Below are 14,666 nucleotides of genomic sequence, written 5' to 3'. Positions count from 1 at the left end.
CGCGTAAGCCGATCCGCAAGTAATCGCATTCGCGCATCGACAGGAATCTAGTCATGGCAAAACCTGCTGCTCGTACTCGTAAGAAAGTCAAAAAGACGGTGGTTGATGGCATCGCCCACATCCACGCCTCTTTCAACAACACCATCGTGACCATTACTGACCGTCAGGGTAACGCCCTGTCCTGGGCTACCTCGGGTGGTTCGGGTTTCCGCGGCTCGCGTAAAAGCACCCCGTTCGCCGCCCAGGTGGCTGCAGAGCGTGCTGGTCAAGCTGCGCTGGAATACGGTCTGAAGAACCTCGACGTTAACGTCAAGGGCCCAGGTCCGGGTCGTGAGTCCGCTGTCCGTGCATTGAACGGCTGTGGCTATAAGATCGCCAGCATCACCGATGTGACGCCCATCCCGCATAACGGGTGCCGTCCTTCGAAGAAGCGTCGCGTGTAATCAGGAGACAGTGAGAAATGGCTCGTTACATTGGTCCCAAATGCAAACTGTCTCGTCGTGAAGGCACAGATCTTTTCCTGAAAAGCGGTGTACGCGCTCTGGAATCGAAGTGCAACATCGAAGCAGCCCCAGGTATTCACGGTCAGCGCCGTGGCCGTCAGTCCGACTACGGCACCCAGCTGCGTGAGAAGCAAAAAGTTCGTCGTATCTACGGTGTACTTGAGCGTCAATTCAGCGGTTATTACAAAGAAGCTGCCGGCAAGAAAGGCGCTACTGGTGAGAACCTGCTGCAACTGCTCGAATGCCGTCTGGATAACGTGGTTTACCGCATGGGCTACGGCGCTACCCGCGCTGAATCCCGTCAGCTGGTATCGCACAAGTCGATCAGCGTAAACGGTAAAACTGTCAACGTACCGTCCTACCAGGTTAAAGCTGGCGACGTGGTTGCAGTCCGCGAGAAATCGAAGAATCAGCTGCGCATTGTTCAAGCTCTTGAGCTGTGTGCCCAGCGTGGCCGCGTTGAATGGGTAGAAGTAGACACTGAGAAGAAGTCTGGCGTGTTCAAAAACGTCCCGGCGCGCAGTGATCTCTCCGCTGACATCAACGAAAGCCTGATTGTCGAGCTCTACTCCAAGTAAGGGCTAGAAAATAGGTGCATCCATGCAGATTTCGGTAAATGAGTTCCTGACCCCCCGTCACATTGATGTGCAGGTGGTCAGTTCGACCCGCGCCAAGATCACACTCGAGCCTCTCGAGCGTGGCTTTGGCCATACCCTGGGCAACGCGCTGCGTCGCATCCTGTTGTCCTCCATGCCTGGCTGTGCAGTAGTCGAGGCCGAGATTGACGGTGTACTCCATGAGTACAGCGCCATCGAAGGTGTTCAGGAAGACGTCATTGAAATCCTGCTCAACCTGAAAGGTCTGGCTGTCAAACTGCACGGTCGTGACGAAGTGACGTTGACTCTGGCGAAGAAGGGCTCGGGCGTAGTTACCGCTGCCGATATTCAGCTGGATCACGATGTCGAAATCGTCAATGGCGACCACGTAATCGCCAACCTGGCTGCCACTGGCGCGCTGAACATGAAGCTCACCATAGCTCGTGGTCGCGGCTATGAGCCGGCTGACGCTCGTCAGAGCGATGAAGATGAAAGCCGCAGCATTGGTCGCTTGCAGCTGGATGCTTCGTTCAGCCCGGTACGCCGTGTGTCGTACGTGGTGGAAAACGCTCGTGTTGAGCAGCGTACCAACCTGGACAAGCTGGTTATTGACCTGGAGACCAACGGTACTCTGGATCCTGAAGAGGCTATTCGTCGCGCTGCAACCATTCTGCAACAGCAGTTGGCTGCGTTCGTCGACCTCAAAGGTGACAGTGAGCCTGTGGTTATCGAGCAGGAAGATGAGATCGATCCGATCCTCCTCCGTCCGGTTGATGACCTGGAACTGACTGTACGTTCGGCTAACTGCCTCAAGGCAGAGAACATTTACTACATCGGCGACCTGATTCAGCGCACCGAAGTAGAACTGTTGAAAACGCCGAACCTGGGCAAGAAATCCCTGACCGAAATCAAGGATGTTCTGGCTTCTCGCGGTCTGTCCCTCGGTATGCGCCTCGACAACTGGCCGCCGGCAAGTCTGAAGAAAGACGATAAGGCGACTGCCTGATCGTCATCATCACCGAACGTGAGTTTGGTAAGGAATTGAACCATGCGTCATCGTAAAAGTGGCCGTCATCTCAGCCGCACCAGCGCACACCGTAAGGCCATGTTCCAGAACATGGCGGTATCGCTGTTCGAGCATGAGCTGATCAAAACTACTCTGCCGAAAGCCAAAGAGCTGCGTCGCGTTGCCGAGCCGCTGATTACTCTGGCTAAAGAAGACAGCGTTGCCAACCGTCGTCTGGCCTTCGACCGTACTCGTTCGAAAGCCATCGTCGGCAAGCTGTTCAACGACCTGGGCAAGCGCTACGCCACCCGTCAGGGCGGCTACCTGCGTATTCTCAAGTGCGGTTTCCGTACTGGCGACAATGCTCCAATGGCTTATGTTGAGCTGGTTGACCGTCCGGTCGCTGGTGCAGCTGTAGACGCTGAGTAAGTCGTAGGTTGTATAAGAAACCGGGCCTTGGCCCGGTTTTTTTATGGCTGCGATCTATCACGCTTTGCTCTCGCGGTAGCGGCGTATGCATCGTGCTTGACCCATGGGCCGCGTGCGGCCAGCATTAATCCCTGTTTGCCGCTTACTAAGGAAAATACCCATGAAAGGTCATGTAGAAGTCATCGATTACCTGAAGGTGCTGCTCAAGGGCGAGCTGGCGGCTCGTGACCAGTACTTCGTGCATTCGCGTCTGTATGAGGATTGGGGTTTCAGCAAGCTGTATGAGCGGATCAACCATGAAATGGAAGAGGAGACTCAGCACGCCGATGCCATCCTCAAGCGCATTCTGTTTCTTGAAGGTACGCCGGATATGGTCCCTGACAGCTTCCGCTTCGGCCAGAGCGTGCCGGAGATGCTTAAGCTTGACCTGGCGCTGGAGTATCACGTACGCGCGGCCCTGAGCAAAGGCATCGCCCTGTGCGAACAGCATCAGGATTATCAGACCCGCGATATCTTGCTGGTGCAACTCAAGGACACTGAAGAGGATCACGCTTATTGGCTGGAAGTTCAGCTGGGCTTGATCGACCGGGTTGGTTTGGAGAACTACCTGCAGACGCAGATGTAAGATTCTTCAGCCAAGAAAAAGCCCCGCATGTGCGCATATGCGGGGCTTTTTGTTGGGCGCGGGCTTAGTCGCGGTCACGTTCCAGCAGTGGTTTGAGGAAGTAACCGGTGTGCGATTGCGGCATCTCGGCGACTTCTTCGGGGGTACCGACGGCGATGATCTGGCCGCCCTTGGAACCACCTTCCGGGCCGAGATCCACCAGCCAGTCGGCGGTCTTGATCACGTCCAGATTGTGCTCGATCACCACCACAGTGTTGCCGTGGTCGCGCAGGCGGTGCAGCACGTCGAGCAGTTGCTGGATATCGGCGAAGTGCAGGCCGGTGGTCGGCTCATCGAGGATATACAGGGTCTTGCCGGTGTCGCGCTTGCTCAGCTCGCGGGACAGTTTGACCCGCTGTGCCTCGCCGCCGGACAGGGTGGTCGCGCTCTGCCCCAGCTTGATATAGGACAGGCCGACATCCATCAGCGTTTGCAGCTTGCGCGCCAGGGCCGGCACGGCATCGAAGAACCCCCGTGCTTCCTCGATGGTCATGTCGAGTACTTCAGTGATGCTCTTGCCCTTGTATTTCACTTCCAGGGTTTCGCGGTTGTAACGCTTGCTTTTGCACACATCGCAGGGCACGTAAATGTCCGGCAGGAAGTGCATTTCCACCTTGATCAGGCCGTCGCCCTGGCAGGCTTCACAGCGTCCACCCTTGACGTTGAAACTGAAGCGCCCCGGACCGTAACCGCGTGAGCGCGACTCGGGCACGCCGGCGAACAGCTCGCGGATCGGCGTAAACAGCCCGGTGTAGGTTGCCGGGTTGGAGCGAGGCGTGCGGCCAATCGGGCTCTGGTCGATGTCCACCACCTTATCCAGATGCTGCAGGCCGTCGATGCTGTCGTGGGCGGCGGCTTCTAGAGTGGTGGCGCCGTTCAGCGCAGTGGCGCTGAGCGGGAACAGGGTGTTGTTGATCAGCGTCGACTTGCCCGAGCCGGACACGCCGGTGACGCAGGTGAGCAGGCCAATCGGAATCTCCAGGTCGACATTGCGCAGGTTGTTGCCACGCGCGCCCTTGATCTTCAGCGAGAGCTTCTTGTCTCGTGGCGTGCGTTTGGCCGGCACTTTGATCTTCACCCGGCCGGAGAGGTACTTGCCGGTCAAGGAGTCCGGATGAGCCATGACTTCGGCGGCGGTGCCCTGGGCGACGATCTGCCCGCCGTGCACGCCGGCACCCGGGCCGATGTCCACCACGTAGTCGGCCATGCGAATGGCGTCCTCGTCGTGCTCGACCACTATCACCGTGTTACCGATATCACGCAGATGCCGCAGGGTGCCGAGCAGGCGTTCGTTGTCGCGCTGGTGCAGGCCGATGCTTGGCTCGTCGAGGATATACATCACCCCGACCAGGCCGGCACCGATCTGGCTGGCCAGGCGAATGCGTTGCGCCTCGCCGCCGGACAATGTGTCGGCGCTGCGGTCGAGGGTCAGGTAGTCGAGGCCGACGTTAACCAGAAACTGCAGGCGCTCGCGGATTTCCTTGAGGATCTTCTCGGCGATTTCGCCGCGACGGCCCGGCAAGGTCAGGCTGCCAAAGTACTCGGTGGCGTCGCCAATCGGCATGCCGCTGACTGCCGGCAGGGTCTTCTCGCCGACCCACACATGCCGTGCCTCACGGCGCAGGCGGGTACCGCGGCAATCCTGGCAGGCCTGGGTGCTGAGAAACTTGGCCAGCTCCTCGCGCACGCTGGTGGATTCGGTTTCGCGGTAGCGCCGTTCCAGGTTCGGCACTATGCCTTCGAAGGGGTGCGAACGTTTGACGATGTCGCCACGGTCATTCAGGTACTTGAAGTCGACGTTCTGCGTGCCGCTGCCGAACAGGATGCACTTCTGCTGTTCGGCGCTGAGCTCATCGAACGGCACTTCCAAACTGAAGCCGTAATGTGCGGCGAGGGAGCCGAGCATCTGGAAGTAATAGACGTTGCGCCGGTCCCAGCCACGAATCGCACCTTCGGCCAGGGTCAGCTCGCCATTGATCAGGCGTTTGCTGTCGAAGAATTGTTTAACGCCCAAGCCGTCGCAGGTCGGGCAGGCACCGGCCGGGTTGTTGAAGGAGAACAGCTTGGGTTCCAGCTCGCTGATCGAGTGGCCGCACACCGGGCAGGCGAAGCGCGCGGAGAAGATGATCTCTTCACCTTCCTCGCCCTCCATGGGCGCGATCAGGGCCAGGCCATCGGCCAGTTTCAGCGCGGTCTCGAACGACTCGGCGAGGCGTTGCTGTAGATCGCCACGGGCCTTGAAGCGGTCGACCACCGCATCGATGCTGTGCTTCTTTTGCTTATCGAGCTTGGGCAGTTCATCCAGCTCGTAAATCTTGCCGTTGACCCGCACGCGGACGAAGCCCTGGGCGCGCAGTTCGTCAAAGATCGCCAGGTGCTCGCCCTTGCGTTCGCGGATCACCGGGGCCAGCAGCATCAGCTTGCTGCCTTCGGGCAGGGCCAGCACCTGATCGACCATCTGGCTGACGGTCTGGGCTTCCAGTGGCAGGTCGTGATCCGGGCAGCGTGGAATACCCGCGCGGGCGTAGAGCAGGCGCAGGTAGTCGTAGATTTCGGTGATGGTGCCGACGGTGGAGCGCGGGTTGTGTGAGGTGGATTTCTGCTCGATGGAGATCGCCGGCGACAGGCCTTCGATGGTGTCGACATCGGGCTTTTCCATCATCGACAGGAACTGCCGGGCGTAGGCCGACAGCGACTCGACATAACGGCGCTGGCCCTCGGCGTAGAGGGTGTCGAAGGCCAGTGACGACTTGCCGGAACCGGACAGGCCGGTGATCACGATCAGCTTGTCGCGCGGCAGGGTCAGGTCGATGTTTTTCAGGTTATGGGTGCGTGCACCCCGGATCAGAATCTTGTCCACAAACAACGGCCTCGCATGGCGGGCGGAAAACCACCGAGTATACGGGCCCGAAGGCGAGCGCGGCAAAGCGTCACTGCTGTGCCGCATGGTTTGAGTGCTGCTAGAATCGCCGCCTATTTCGACAGGGCATTTTCCATGCACGATCCGCACAACGAGCGCATGAGCGGCAGTGAAACCCGTGCGGCCGGTGGCCTGGCGTTGGTGTTCGCGTTCCGCATGCTCGGTATGTTTATGGTGCTGCCGGTGTTGGCGACCTATGGCATGGAGTTGCAGGGCAGCACGCCGGCGCTGATTGGCCTGGCCATCGGTGCCTACGGCCTGACCCAGGCGTTTCTGCAGATTCCGTTTGGCATGCTCAGTGACCGCATCGGTCGGCGGCCGGTGATCTATGTAGGGCTGCTGATCTTTGCCGCTGGCAGCCTGCTGGCAGCCAATGCCGATTCGATTTATGGGGTGATTGCCGGGCGCATCCTGCAGGGCGCCGGGGCGATCTCGGCGGCGGTGATGGCGCTGCTCTCCGATCTGACCCGCGAGCAGCACCGTACCAAGGCCATGGCGATGATCGGTATGAGCATCGGCCTGTCGTTTGCCGTGGCCATGGTGGTCGGCCCGCTGCTGACCCGCGCCTTTGGCCTGTCCGGGCTGTTTCTCGCCACCGCCGCCATGGCGCTGCTCGGCATCGTTATCGTCGCCGGGTTGGTGCCGCGTTCTGCCGGGCCGTTGCAGCACCGCGAGTCTGGGGTGAACCAGCAGGCGTTGCTGCCGACGCTCAAGCACACCGACTTGCTGCGTCTGGATTTCGGCATTCTGGTGCTGCACGCGATTCTGATGGCCAGCTTTATCGCTTTGCCGTTGGCGCTGGTGGAGCAGGGCGGCCTGGCCAAGGAAGAGCACTGGTGGGTCTACCTGACTGCGCTGCTGGTGGGCTTCTTCGGTATGCTGCCGTTCATTATTTATGGTGAGAAAAAACGCCGGATGAAGCATGTGCTGCTCGGCGCAGTCAGCGTGCTGCTGCTGTGTGAGCTGTTCTTCTGGTGGTTCGGCACCAGCTTGCGGGCGCTGGTGCTCGGCACTGTGGTGTTCTTCACCGCGTTCAACCTGCTGGAGGCCTCGTTGCCGTCGCTGATCAGCAAGGTCGCCCCGGCGGGCGGCAAAGGCACGGCGATGGGGGTGTACTCCACCAGCCAGTTCCTCGGTGCGGCCATCGGCGGCATCCTCGGCGGCTGGCTGTACCAGCACTACAGCCTGTCGGGAGTGTTTGCCGGCTGTGCCCTGCTGGCTCTTTTTTGGCTTGCCTTTGCTGTTACTATGCGCGAACCGCCGTATGTCACCAGCCTGCGCCTGCCGCTTTCAGTTGCGGCCCTGCAAGAAGTCGGGCTGGCCGAGCGTTTACAGGCAGTGCCCGGAGTGGCGGATGCCGTAGTGGTGCGCGATGAAGCGGCCATCTATATCAAAGTGGATACCCAACAATTGGACCGCATGTCCCTCGAGCGCCTGATCGAATCGGCGCCGGTGACCTGCTGATAGCTTAGGAGAACGTTATGGCCCGTGGGGTTAACAAAGTCATTCTGGTCGGTACCTGCGGACAGGACCCGGAAACCCGCTACCTGCCTAACGGCAACGCAGTCACCAACCTGAGCCTGGCGACCAGCGAGCAGTGGACCGACAAGCAGACCGGGCAGAAAGTCGAGAAAACCGAGTGGCACCGTGTGTCGCTGTTCGGCAAGGTGGCCGAGATCGCTGGCGAGTACCTGCGCAAAGGTTCGCAGTGCTACATCGAGGGCAAGCTGCAAACCCGCGAGTGGGAAAAAGACGGCGTCAAGCGCTACACCACAGAGATCATCGTCGACATGCAGGGCACCCTGCAGCTGCTTGGCGGCCGTTCGGACAATGCCGGTGGCGGCGATTCCGCGCCACGTCAGCAGCGTCCTGCGCCGCAGCGCGAGCCTCAGCAGTCGGCACCACGCCCGGCGCCGCAACAAGCGCCTCAGCCGGCGGCGGATTTCGACAGCTTCGATGACGATATTCCGTTCTGACCAGCTGAGTTAGCGCTCGATCATGCGTATGCGGCTGATGCTGCTGGGTGGCGGTAATGCGTTGGGGCAGGCCTTGATCCGCCTCGGCGCCGAGGAAGATATTGGCTTTCTCGCGCCAAAACCGCCGGAGTCAGGCTGGGATCCCGCCAGCCTGACCCAGTTGCTCGATGACACCCGCCCCGATGCCCTGATCAACCTTGCCTACTACTTCGACTGGTTCCAGGCCGAAATGGTCAGCGAGGCGCATCTTGCTGCCCAGGAGCGCTCCGTCGAGCGTCTGGCCGAGCTGTGCCAGCATCATCAGATTCGCCTGCTGCAACCCTCCAGCTACCGTGTGTTCGATGGCTCGCGGGCGACCGCCTACAGCGAGAAGGAAGAGCCGCTGCCGCTGGGCGTGCGTGGTCAGGCGCTGTGGCGCTTCGAGCAACGCGTGCGGGCGATCTGTCCACGGCATGTGCTGCTGCGTTTCGGCTGGTTGCTGGATGACAGCGCCAACGGCCTGCTCGGGCGCTTTCTTGTGCGTGCTGCACAGGATCAGCCTCTGCAGCTAGCCGATGACCGGCGTGGCAACCCGACCCCGGTCGACGATGCCGCGCGGGTGATTCTCGCCGTGCTCAAGCAGCTGGATTGCCAGGTGCCGCTGTGGGGTACCTATCACTATGGCGGGCATGAGGCGACCACCGCGCTGGCGTTGGGGCAGGCGGTGCTCAGTGAGGCGCGCAATTTCCGCAGCAACCTGGTCGATGAGATCAGCCCGCAGGCGCACAGCACGCGCCAGGATGCCGCTGAAGAGCCGCAACATGCGGTGCTGTCGTGCAAGAAAATTCTGCATACCTTCGGTATTAAGCCGCGTGCCTGGCGCTCGGGTTTGCCGAGCCTACTGGATAGTTATTACCGCCATGTCTGAAATTCTGGTTACCGGCGGTGCTGGCTTTATCGGTTCCCATCTGGTCGATGCGCTGCTGGCCCAGGGTCATGGCGTGCGGGTGCTGGATAATCTGTCGATGGGCAAGCTGGCCAACTTGCCCCTGGACAACCCGCGCCTGCGCTTTATCCAGGGCGATGTCGCCGATGCGGCGGTGGTGGCGCAAGCGGTTGCCGGTTGTGCGGCGGTGGCCCATTTGGCGGCCGTGGCCTCGGTGCAGGCTTCGGTGGACGACCCGGTGGCCACCCACCAGAGCAATTTTGTCGGCACCTTGAATGTCTGCGAGGCGATGCGCCTGCATGGCCTCAAGCGCGTGCTGTTTGCCTCCAGTGCGGCGGTGTATGGCAATAACGGCGAAGGCCGCGCGATTGACGAGGACACGCCCAAGGCGCCACTGACCCCTTACGCGGCGGACAAGCTGGCTAGCGAGCACTACCTGGATTTCTATCGCCGTCAGCATGGCCTTACGCCTGCGATCTTCCGCTTCTTCAATATCTTCGGGCCGCGGCAGGATCCGTCCTCGCCCTATTCTGGGGTGATCAGCATCTTCACCCAGCGCGTCCAGCAAGGCCTGCCGATCAGCGTGTTCGGTGACGGCGAGCAAACCCGCGACTTCTTTTATATCGAGGACTTGCTGGCACTGTTGACCCAGGCGCTGACTGCGCCGCAGGTCGTAGATGGCGCGGTGAATGTGGGCTGGAGCCAGGCGGTGAGCCTGAATCAGTTGCTGGCGCAGATCGGTGAGCTGTGCGGCGGTTTGCCGGCGGTCAATTACCAGGCTGCGCGTGCCGGCGATATTCGCCATTCACGGGCGGATAACCAGCGCCTGCAGGCGCATTACCAGCTGCCTGCGGCCACGCCGATGCGCGAGGGGTTACGCCGATTACTCGCGCAGTCTTGAGGTGCAGATAAATGACAAAGCCGGCCCATTAGGCCGGCTTTGTCATTTAAGTCAGGCTTAGAACTTGAAGCCCAAGCCGACCATATAAACGAATGGATCGACATCCACATCGACTTTGACCTTGTCACCGAGGATGTGGGTGGTGCCGGTGGTGTCGATGTCGAGATAGCGCACCTGGGCGTTAAGCATGATGGTGTCAGTCAGCATGTAGTCCATGCCAACCTGCGCGGCCAGGCCCCAGGAGTCCTGCATGTCCAGGCCGCTAAAGCCTTTATCTTCTGCTTCGCTGCTCAGCTTGGTATCGAAGAACCAGGTGTAATTGATGCCTGCGCCGACATAGGGCTGGAAGGCCGAACTGGCGTCCAGCGGGTAGTACACAACGCTTAAGGTCGGCGGCAGGTGTTTGAGTTCACCCAGTTTGCCGTTCAGGCCGGCGAAGCCGCCGGGCATGCCTTTGACCCCGACGTTATGGCTAAACGGGGTGGCCGCCAGCAGCTCGATGCCGATGTTGTTGCTCAGCATATAAGCGAAGTTCAGGCCCAGCTGGGTGTCGCTGTCCAGAGTCGCCTGGGTGCCGGCCACATCGCTGCCGAGGGCGCCAACCCAGATGTCGCTGCTGCTTTCCTGCGGGTCAACGGTGATCGCGCCGGCCCGCACGATAATGTCGCCAGCCTGATGCGCGTGCGCCAGCGGAGCGGCAATGGCCAGGGCCAGCAGTGAGGCGGTAAACAGTGAAGTGCGCATGATGTGCTCCCATAAAGCATCGGTTCGTATTGGCTGAGTGCGATGGTAGGGGCGCGGAAAAAGCGACTGTTGATCCAACTCAATAAAGTAGTTAGCTATCTATATTTTCTTTTGCTGCACCTGAGCGGCGGCGTTTGTAGCGGTCTTACCAACGGTTATGGGTTTTGTGCGGGTTGCTTGAGAGATGTAATGCAGTTGATAATGCTTCTCTTTATGTACGTTCTCTTAACAAGGAATGCCCCATGATCCCTCTGCCGAAGCGCCTGCTGGCAGTCGCCCTGGTTCTGGCCAGTGCGCCGCTCGCCGCGACCCCTCTGGATGCCGCGCTGGATGAAAGTCAGCAACTGGCCGCCGAAGCCAAGGCCTCCCAGGCGCGCATCGAGCAACTCGATGATGCCAGCCGGGAAATGCTCAGCGAGTACCGCAACGCCTTGCAGCAGGCCGAGGCTTTGCAAGGTTATAACGCTCAGTTACGTGAACTGGTGGCCGCGCAGCGCAAAGAGCTGGCTGGCTATCAGCAGCAACTGGATGGCATCGAGCGCACCCAGGAGGCGGTAACTCCACAGATGCGCCGCATGGTCGAGGTACTGGGCGAGTTTATCGCCGCCGACCTGCCGTTCCTGCCGGATGAGCGCAGCGATCGCCTGGCCCAGCTGCAGGACTTGCTGCCGCGTGCAGATGTCAGCCTGGCGGAGAAATACCGACGCATCCTCGAGGCCTATCAGGTGGAGAGCGATTACGGCCGTACTCTGGAAGCCTGGCGCGGTGAGCTGCCGAGTGACGGCACGTCGCGCAGCGTCGAGTTTCTCCGTCTGGGCCGGGTGATGCTGTATTTCCAGACCCTCGATGGCCACGAAAGCGGTTGGTGGAACCCACAAACCCGCAGCTGGCAGCTCCTCGACGGCAGCGCCCGGCGCCCGTTGCGCCAAGCCATTGCGATTGCCCGCCAGGAGCAGGCCCCGGCCGTGCTTGAGTTGCCCGTGAAGACCCTGGCGCTGGAGGCCAAGCCATGAATCGTCGCGTTCTCGCTTTTACCCTGGCCCTGCTGCCTGCCCTGGCAGGTGCTGCCGAACCGCTGAGCCCGGATCAGCTGCTGCAACGTATTCGCAGCGAGCGCGCGGCGGAAGTCAGCGCCATGCAAAGCCGCGAACAGGCCTTTATTGTCGAACGCGGCGAGCGTGCTCAACTGCTGACCAGCGCGCGCAGTGCCCTGGCCGCGCAAAAGGCCGAAGCCGAACGGCTGAAGGCCGAGTTCGAGCGTCAGGAAAGTCTGTTGGCCGAACAGGAAAAACTCCTCAGCCAGCGTGCCGGTCACTTGGGCGAACTGTTTGGTGTGGTCCGGCAGAGCGCCGGTGATGTTGCCGGGCAGTGGCAGGACAGCCTGCTCAATGCCCAATACCCCGAGCGCCTGGCGCGCCTTAAGGCGCTGGCCGAAAGCCGCACGTTGCCCTCGGCAGCTGACCTCGATGGCTACTGGATGCTGCTGCTCGAAGACCTGACTGCCAGTGGCCGGGTTGAGCAACTGCAATTGCCGGTGGTGGCCGCCGACGGCACGCGTAATGCGCAGGCTGTGCTGCGGGTCGGCGCGTTCTCCGCCTACGCTGCCGATGCCTTCCTGCGTTATGACGCCGATGCCGGCGAGCTGCTGGCGCCGCCGCGTCAGCCGTCCGGTTTGGGCCAGGTCGCCGATTACCTCGACAGCAGCGCCGCAGTCGCCAGCCTGCCGGTTGACCCAAGCCGTGGCACCTTGCTGGCGCAGCTGCAGCGCGAGCCTGGCTTGTGGAATCGCGTACAGCAGGGTGGCCTGGTCGGCTGGGTGATTCTGCTGCTCGGTGCATTCGGTCTGCTGCTGGCCGCCTGGCGCATGGTCTACCTGACCCGCGTAGGCCGTGGCGTCAGTGCGCAGATGCATAACCTGAGTGCGCCGCGTGCCGACAACCCGCTGGGGCGGATCATCGGTGTGTTGGGGCCGAAGCCGCAGCTGGCGGATTTGGAAACCCTGGAGCTGAAACTCGACGAGGCGATCCTGCAGGAAACCCCGCCGCTGGAAAAAGGCCAGGGCCTGCTCAAGCTGCTCAGCGCCGTGGCGCCGCTGCTTGGGCTGCTCGGCACCGTGACCGGGATGATTGTCACTTTCCAGGCGATTACCCAGGGCGGTGGCGGCGATTCGCGGCTGATGGCCGACGGTATCTCGCAAGCGCTGGTGACCACGGTGCTGGGCCTGGTAGTGGCGATTCCGCTGCTGTTCCTGCACACCCTGCTGGCCAGCCGCAGCAAGGGCCTGATTCAGCTGCTGGAGCAGCAAAGCGCCGGGCTGATTGCCCTGCACCTGTCCGGGGCGCCGCGCCGTGACTGATTGGCTGGCGCTATGGTTGCGCCTGGTGGACAGCGCTCATGCCTTGCTCGACTTTATGAGCGCCGGTGGCGTGGTGATGTGGGCGCTGGCTGGGCTGTGCGTGGTGTTCTGGACCCTGGTCTTCGAGCGCTTCTGGTACATGCGCCGGGTGTTCCCGCAGTGGGTCCGCGAGCGCCGTCAGGCCTGGCAGCAGGTGCTGAGCGACGACACCGGCAACTGGCAGCGCGCAGTGCGCAGTGCCTGGTTGGCCCAGGCGCAGCAACACCTGCTCGGGCCGCTGCGTCTGAGCAAGACCCTGGTGGCGATGTACCCGCTGCTGGGCTTGCTCGGCACGGTCAGTGGCATGGTCGCGGTGTTCGACGTGCTGGCCATCAATGGCACCGGTAACCCGCGCGGCATGGCGGCCGGGGTCTGGCAGGCGACTCTGCCGACCATGGCCGGCATGGTCTTGGCGATTAGTGGATTGTTCAGCCTGGCGCGCCTCGAACGCGATGCCCGCCGGGCCCTAGAGCAGCTGGCTGACCAGCTGCGTAACGACTGAGATTCGACACATGAGAATGCGCCGTCACCACCAGCAAGACGAAGACACCGGCATCGACCTGACGCCGATGCTCGACGTAGTTTTCATCATGCTGATCTTCTTTATCGTCACCAGCTCCTTTATCAAAGAAGCCGGCGTCGAAGTGCAGCGGCCCCAGGCGCAAACTGCCAGCCCGCAGGACAAAGGCAATATCCTTATCGCCATCACCGCCGACGGGCAGGTGTGGATGGACAAGAAAGTCGTCGATGTGCGCAGCGTGCGTGCCCATGTCGAGCGCATGCGCGTCGACCAGCCGGATGGCGCCGTGGTGGTGCAGGCCGATCAGGATGCGCGCACCGGTCTGGTGGTACAGGTGATGGATCAGGCGCGTCTGGCCGGTGTGCATGACGTGGCCCTGGCCGCTACGGCGGGAGCGCTTTGATGCGTTTGCCACTGTCCTTTGTCGCGGCCTGCGTGATGGCGCTGGCGCTGTTCGGCCTGATGCTTTACATGGTCGCGCCGCCCAGCAGCAAACCGAGTGAGGAACCGCTGACGGTGGCCAATTTCGTCCGCCTGGACGGCGACTCCAGCGACACCGCGACGCGCACCCGCCAGCAGGCACCGCAACCGCCGCAAGCACAAACGCCGCAAACTCCGACCCCACCGACGCCGATGACGGCCACCCCAAGTGCCAATCTGCCGGCCCTGGATCTGCCGGTGCCAAGCCTGAGCAGCGGCATCGCCGTCAACAGCGCACCGACGCCGAGTTTGACGGGCCTGGCGGCAGGCGCCTCGGCGCCCAATGCACCAACCCCCAGCGATACCGGTGGTCAGCCGGGCGACCCGGAAAGTGAAGTGATGCCGCTCAACGATGTCAGTCCAGATTACCCGCGCTATGCTTTGCAACGTGGCATCGAAGGCCACGTCAAACTGGCGTTCACCATTAACCGCGCGGGTGCGGTGGAGAATGTGCGGGTTATCGACGCCAGCCCGCAGAACGTCTTTGAACGCGAAGCTCGCCGCGCCGCCGTGCGTTGGCGGTTTGCGCCGCGCACCGAGGGAGGCCTGGCGGTGGCCCGCGAAGCGGTGAAAACCCTGTACTTCCGCCTGGAAGGAGGCCGCTGAT

Annotated in this window: 16 protein-coding genes; 14 read left to right on the top strand and 2 right to left on the bottom strand. The window is 61.6% G+C overall.

From position 1 onward, the window contains the following. Positions 1 to 53: 53 nt before the first annotated feature. From rpsK to bfr, 5 genes are all read left to right on the top strand, one after another. Complete coding sequence (gene rpsK, locus WA145_RS09955) at positions 54 to 443, top strand: 30S ribosomal protein S11 (protein ID WP_013789773.1); 390 nt, start codon at positions 54 to 56, stop codon at positions 441 to 443. Positions 444 to 460: 17 nt separating this feature from the next. Next, positions 461 to 1,081 (top strand): 30S ribosomal protein S4, encoded by a 621-nt coding sequence (rpsD, locus tag WA145_RS09950; protein WP_160016246.1) that lies wholly within the window; start codon positions 461 to 463, stop codon positions 1,079 to 1,081. A 22-nt stretch (positions 1,082 to 1,103) separates the two neighbouring features. Next, positions 1,104 to 2,105 carry a DNA-directed RNA polymerase subunit alpha gene (locus tag WA145_RS09945; RefSeq protein WP_422581425.1) on the top strand — a complete coding sequence of 334 codons (1,002 nt, stop codon included), beginning with the start codon at positions 1,104 to 1,106 and terminating at the stop codon, positions 2,103 to 2,105. A 42-nt stretch (positions 2,106 to 2,147) separates the two neighbouring features. Continuing rightward, positions 2,148 to 2,534: a 50S ribosomal protein L17 gene (rplQ, locus tag WA145_RS09940; protein ID WP_069519894.1), complete on the top strand. Its 387-nt coding sequence runs from the start codon at positions 2,148 to 2,150 to the stop codon at positions 2,532 to 2,534. Between the two features lie 160 nt (positions 2,535 to 2,694). After that, a complete protein-coding gene (bfr, locus tag WA145_RS09935; protein WP_422581424.1) occupies positions 2,695 to 3,159 on the top strand; it encodes a bacterioferritin in 465 nt (154 codons plus the stop codon). A 64-nt stretch (positions 3,160 to 3,223) separates the two neighbouring features. Here bfr and uvrA read toward each other — a convergent pair whose 3' ends face one another. Continuing rightward, entirely contained in the window at positions 3,224 to 6,058 is a 2,835-nt protein-coding gene (uvrA, locus tag WA145_RS09930) for an excinuclease ABC subunit UvrA (RefSeq protein WP_422581423.1), read from the bottom strand. A gap of 135 nt (positions 6,059 to 6,193) precedes the next feature. Here uvrA and WA145_RS09925 point away from each other — a divergent pair, with 135 nt between their 5' ends. The 4 genes from WA145_RS09925 to WA145_RS09910 are packed head-to-tail and all read left to right on the top strand — an operon-like array spanning position 6,194 to position 9,920. Then, entirely contained in the window at positions 6,194 to 7,582 is a 1,389-nt protein-coding gene (locus WA145_RS09925; protein ID WP_422581422.1) for an MFS transporter, read from the top strand. A gap of 17 nt (positions 7,583 to 7,599) precedes the next feature. Then, entirely contained in the window at positions 7,600 to 8,094 is a 495-nt protein-coding gene (locus WA145_RS09920; RefSeq protein ID WP_422581421.1) for a single-stranded DNA-binding protein, read from the top strand. A 22-nt stretch (positions 8,095 to 8,116) separates the two neighbouring features. Next, positions 8,117 to 9,001, top strand: a complete 885-nt coding sequence (locus WA145_RS09915) for a sugar nucleotide-binding protein (RefSeq protein ID WP_422581420.1) — start codon at positions 8,117 to 8,119, stop codon at positions 8,999 to 9,001. Continuing rightward, positions 8,994 to 9,920, top strand: a complete 927-nt coding sequence (locus WA145_RS09910) for an NAD-dependent epimerase/dehydratase family protein (protein WP_422581419.1) — start codon at positions 8,994 to 8,996, stop codon at positions 9,918 to 9,920. Before WA145_RS09915 ends, WA145_RS09910 begins: the two co-directional genes overlap by 8 nt. Positions 9,921 to 9,977: 57 nt before the next feature. Here WA145_RS09910 and WA145_RS09905 read toward each other — a convergent pair whose 3' ends face one another. Next, positions 9,978 to 10,664 carry an OmpW/AlkL family protein gene (locus tag WA145_RS09905; protein WP_422581418.1) on the bottom strand — a complete coding sequence of 229 codons (687 nt, stop codon included), beginning with the start codon at positions 10,662 to 10,664 and terminating at the stop codon, positions 9,978 to 9,980. Positions 10,665 to 10,906: 242 nt separating this feature from the next. On the opposite strand from WA145_RS09905, the gene WA145_RS09900 reads away from it, so the two are divergent. From WA145_RS09900 to WA145_RS09880, 5 genes are read left to right on the top strand one after another with little or no spacing between them, the layout of a single operon-like run. After that, positions 10,907 to 11,677 carry a DUF3450 domain-containing protein gene (locus WA145_RS09900; RefSeq protein WP_422581417.1) on the top strand — a complete coding sequence of 257 codons (771 nt, stop codon included), beginning with the start codon at positions 10,907 to 10,909 and terminating at the stop codon, positions 11,675 to 11,677. Further along, a complete protein-coding gene (locus WA145_RS09895) occupies positions 11,674 to 13,020 on the top strand; it encodes a MotA/TolQ/ExbB proton channel family protein (protein WP_422581416.1) in 1,347 nt (448 codons plus the stop codon). Before WA145_RS09900 ends, WA145_RS09895 begins: the two co-directional genes overlap by 4 nt. Further along, entirely contained in the window at positions 13,013 to 13,561 is a 549-nt protein-coding gene (locus WA145_RS09890; RefSeq protein WP_422581415.1) for a MotA/TolQ/ExbB proton channel family protein, read from the top strand. Before WA145_RS09895 ends, WA145_RS09890 begins: the two co-directional genes overlap by 8 nt. A gap of 10 nt (positions 13,562 to 13,571) precedes the next feature. Beyond that, positions 13,572 to 13,982 carry an ExbD/TolR family protein gene (locus WA145_RS09885; RefSeq protein ID WP_422581414.1) on the top strand — a complete coding sequence of 137 codons (411 nt, stop codon included), beginning with the start codon at positions 13,572 to 13,574 and terminating at the stop codon, positions 13,980 to 13,982. Further along, the gene (locus WA145_RS09880) at positions 13,982 to 14,665 is read left to right on the top strand and encodes an energy transducer TonB (protein ID WP_422581413.1); all 684 of its coding nucleotides are present in this window, start codon (positions 13,982 to 13,984) and stop codon (positions 14,663 to 14,665) included. Before WA145_RS09885 ends, WA145_RS09880 begins: the two co-directional genes overlap by 1 nt. The last annotated feature ends 1 nt before the right edge of the window (position 14,666 follow it).

The organism is Pseudomonas sp., from assembly GCF_049301935.1.
Lineage (GTDB): Bacteria > Pseudomonadota > Gammaproteobacteria > Pseudomonadales > Pseudomonadaceae > Aquipseudomonas.
Note: the sequence above shows the minus strand (reverse complement) of the source record. Positions and strands in the feature narration are given on the sequence as shown.

Excerpts from the sequence above, each read along its gene's own strand:
- rpsK (WP_013789773.1), top strand. The coding sequence starts at position 54 with ATGGCAAAACCTGCTGCTCGTACTCGTAAGAAAGTCAAAAAGACGGTG.
- rpsD (WP_160016246.1), top strand. The coding sequence starts at position 461 with ATGGCTCGTTACATTGGTCCCAAATGCAAACTGTCTCGTCGTGAAGGC.
- WA145_RS09945 (WP_422581425.1), top strand. The coding sequence starts at position 1,104 with ATGCAGATTTCGGTAAATGAGTTCCTGACCCCCCGTCACATTGATGTG.
- rplQ (WP_069519894.1), top strand. The coding sequence starts at position 2,148 with ATGCGTCATCGTAAAAGTGGCCGTCATCTCAGCCGCACCAGCGCACAC.
- bfr (WP_422581424.1), top strand. The coding sequence starts at position 2,695 with ATGAAAGGTCATGTAGAAGTCATCGATTACCTGAAGGTGCTGCTCAAG.
- WA145_RS09925 (WP_422581422.1), top strand. The coding sequence starts at position 6,194 with ATGCACGATCCGCACAACGAGCGCATGAGCGGCAGTGAAACCCGTGCG.
- WA145_RS09920 (WP_422581421.1), top strand. The coding sequence starts at position 7,600 with ATGGCCCGTGGGGTTAACAAAGTCATTCTGGTCGGTACCTGCGGACAG.
- WA145_RS09915 (WP_422581420.1), top strand. The coding sequence starts at position 8,117 with ATGCGTATGCGGCTGATGCTGCTGGGTGGCGGTAATGCGTTGGGGCAG.
- WA145_RS09910 (WP_422581419.1), top strand. The coding sequence starts at position 8,994 with ATGTCTGAAATTCTGGTTACCGGCGGTGCTGGCTTTATCGGTTCCCAT.
- WA145_RS09905 (WP_422581418.1), bottom strand. The coding sequence starts at position 10,664 with ATGCGCACTTCACTGTTTACCGCCTCACTGCTGGCCCTGGCCATTGCC.
- WA145_RS09900 (WP_422581417.1), top strand. The coding sequence starts at position 10,907 with ATGATCCCTCTGCCGAAGCGCCTGCTGGCAGTCGCCCTGGTTCTGGCC.
- WA145_RS09895 (WP_422581416.1), top strand. The coding sequence starts at position 11,674 with ATGAATCGTCGCGTTCTCGCTTTTACCCTGGCCCTGCTGCCTGCCCTG.
- WA145_RS09885 (WP_422581414.1), top strand. The coding sequence starts at position 13,572 with ATGAGAATGCGCCGTCACCACCAGCAAGACGAAGACACCGGCATCGAC.
- WA145_RS09880 (WP_422581413.1), top strand. The coding sequence starts at position 13,982 with ATGCGTTTGCCACTGTCCTTTGTCGCGGCCTGCGTGATGGCGCTGGCG.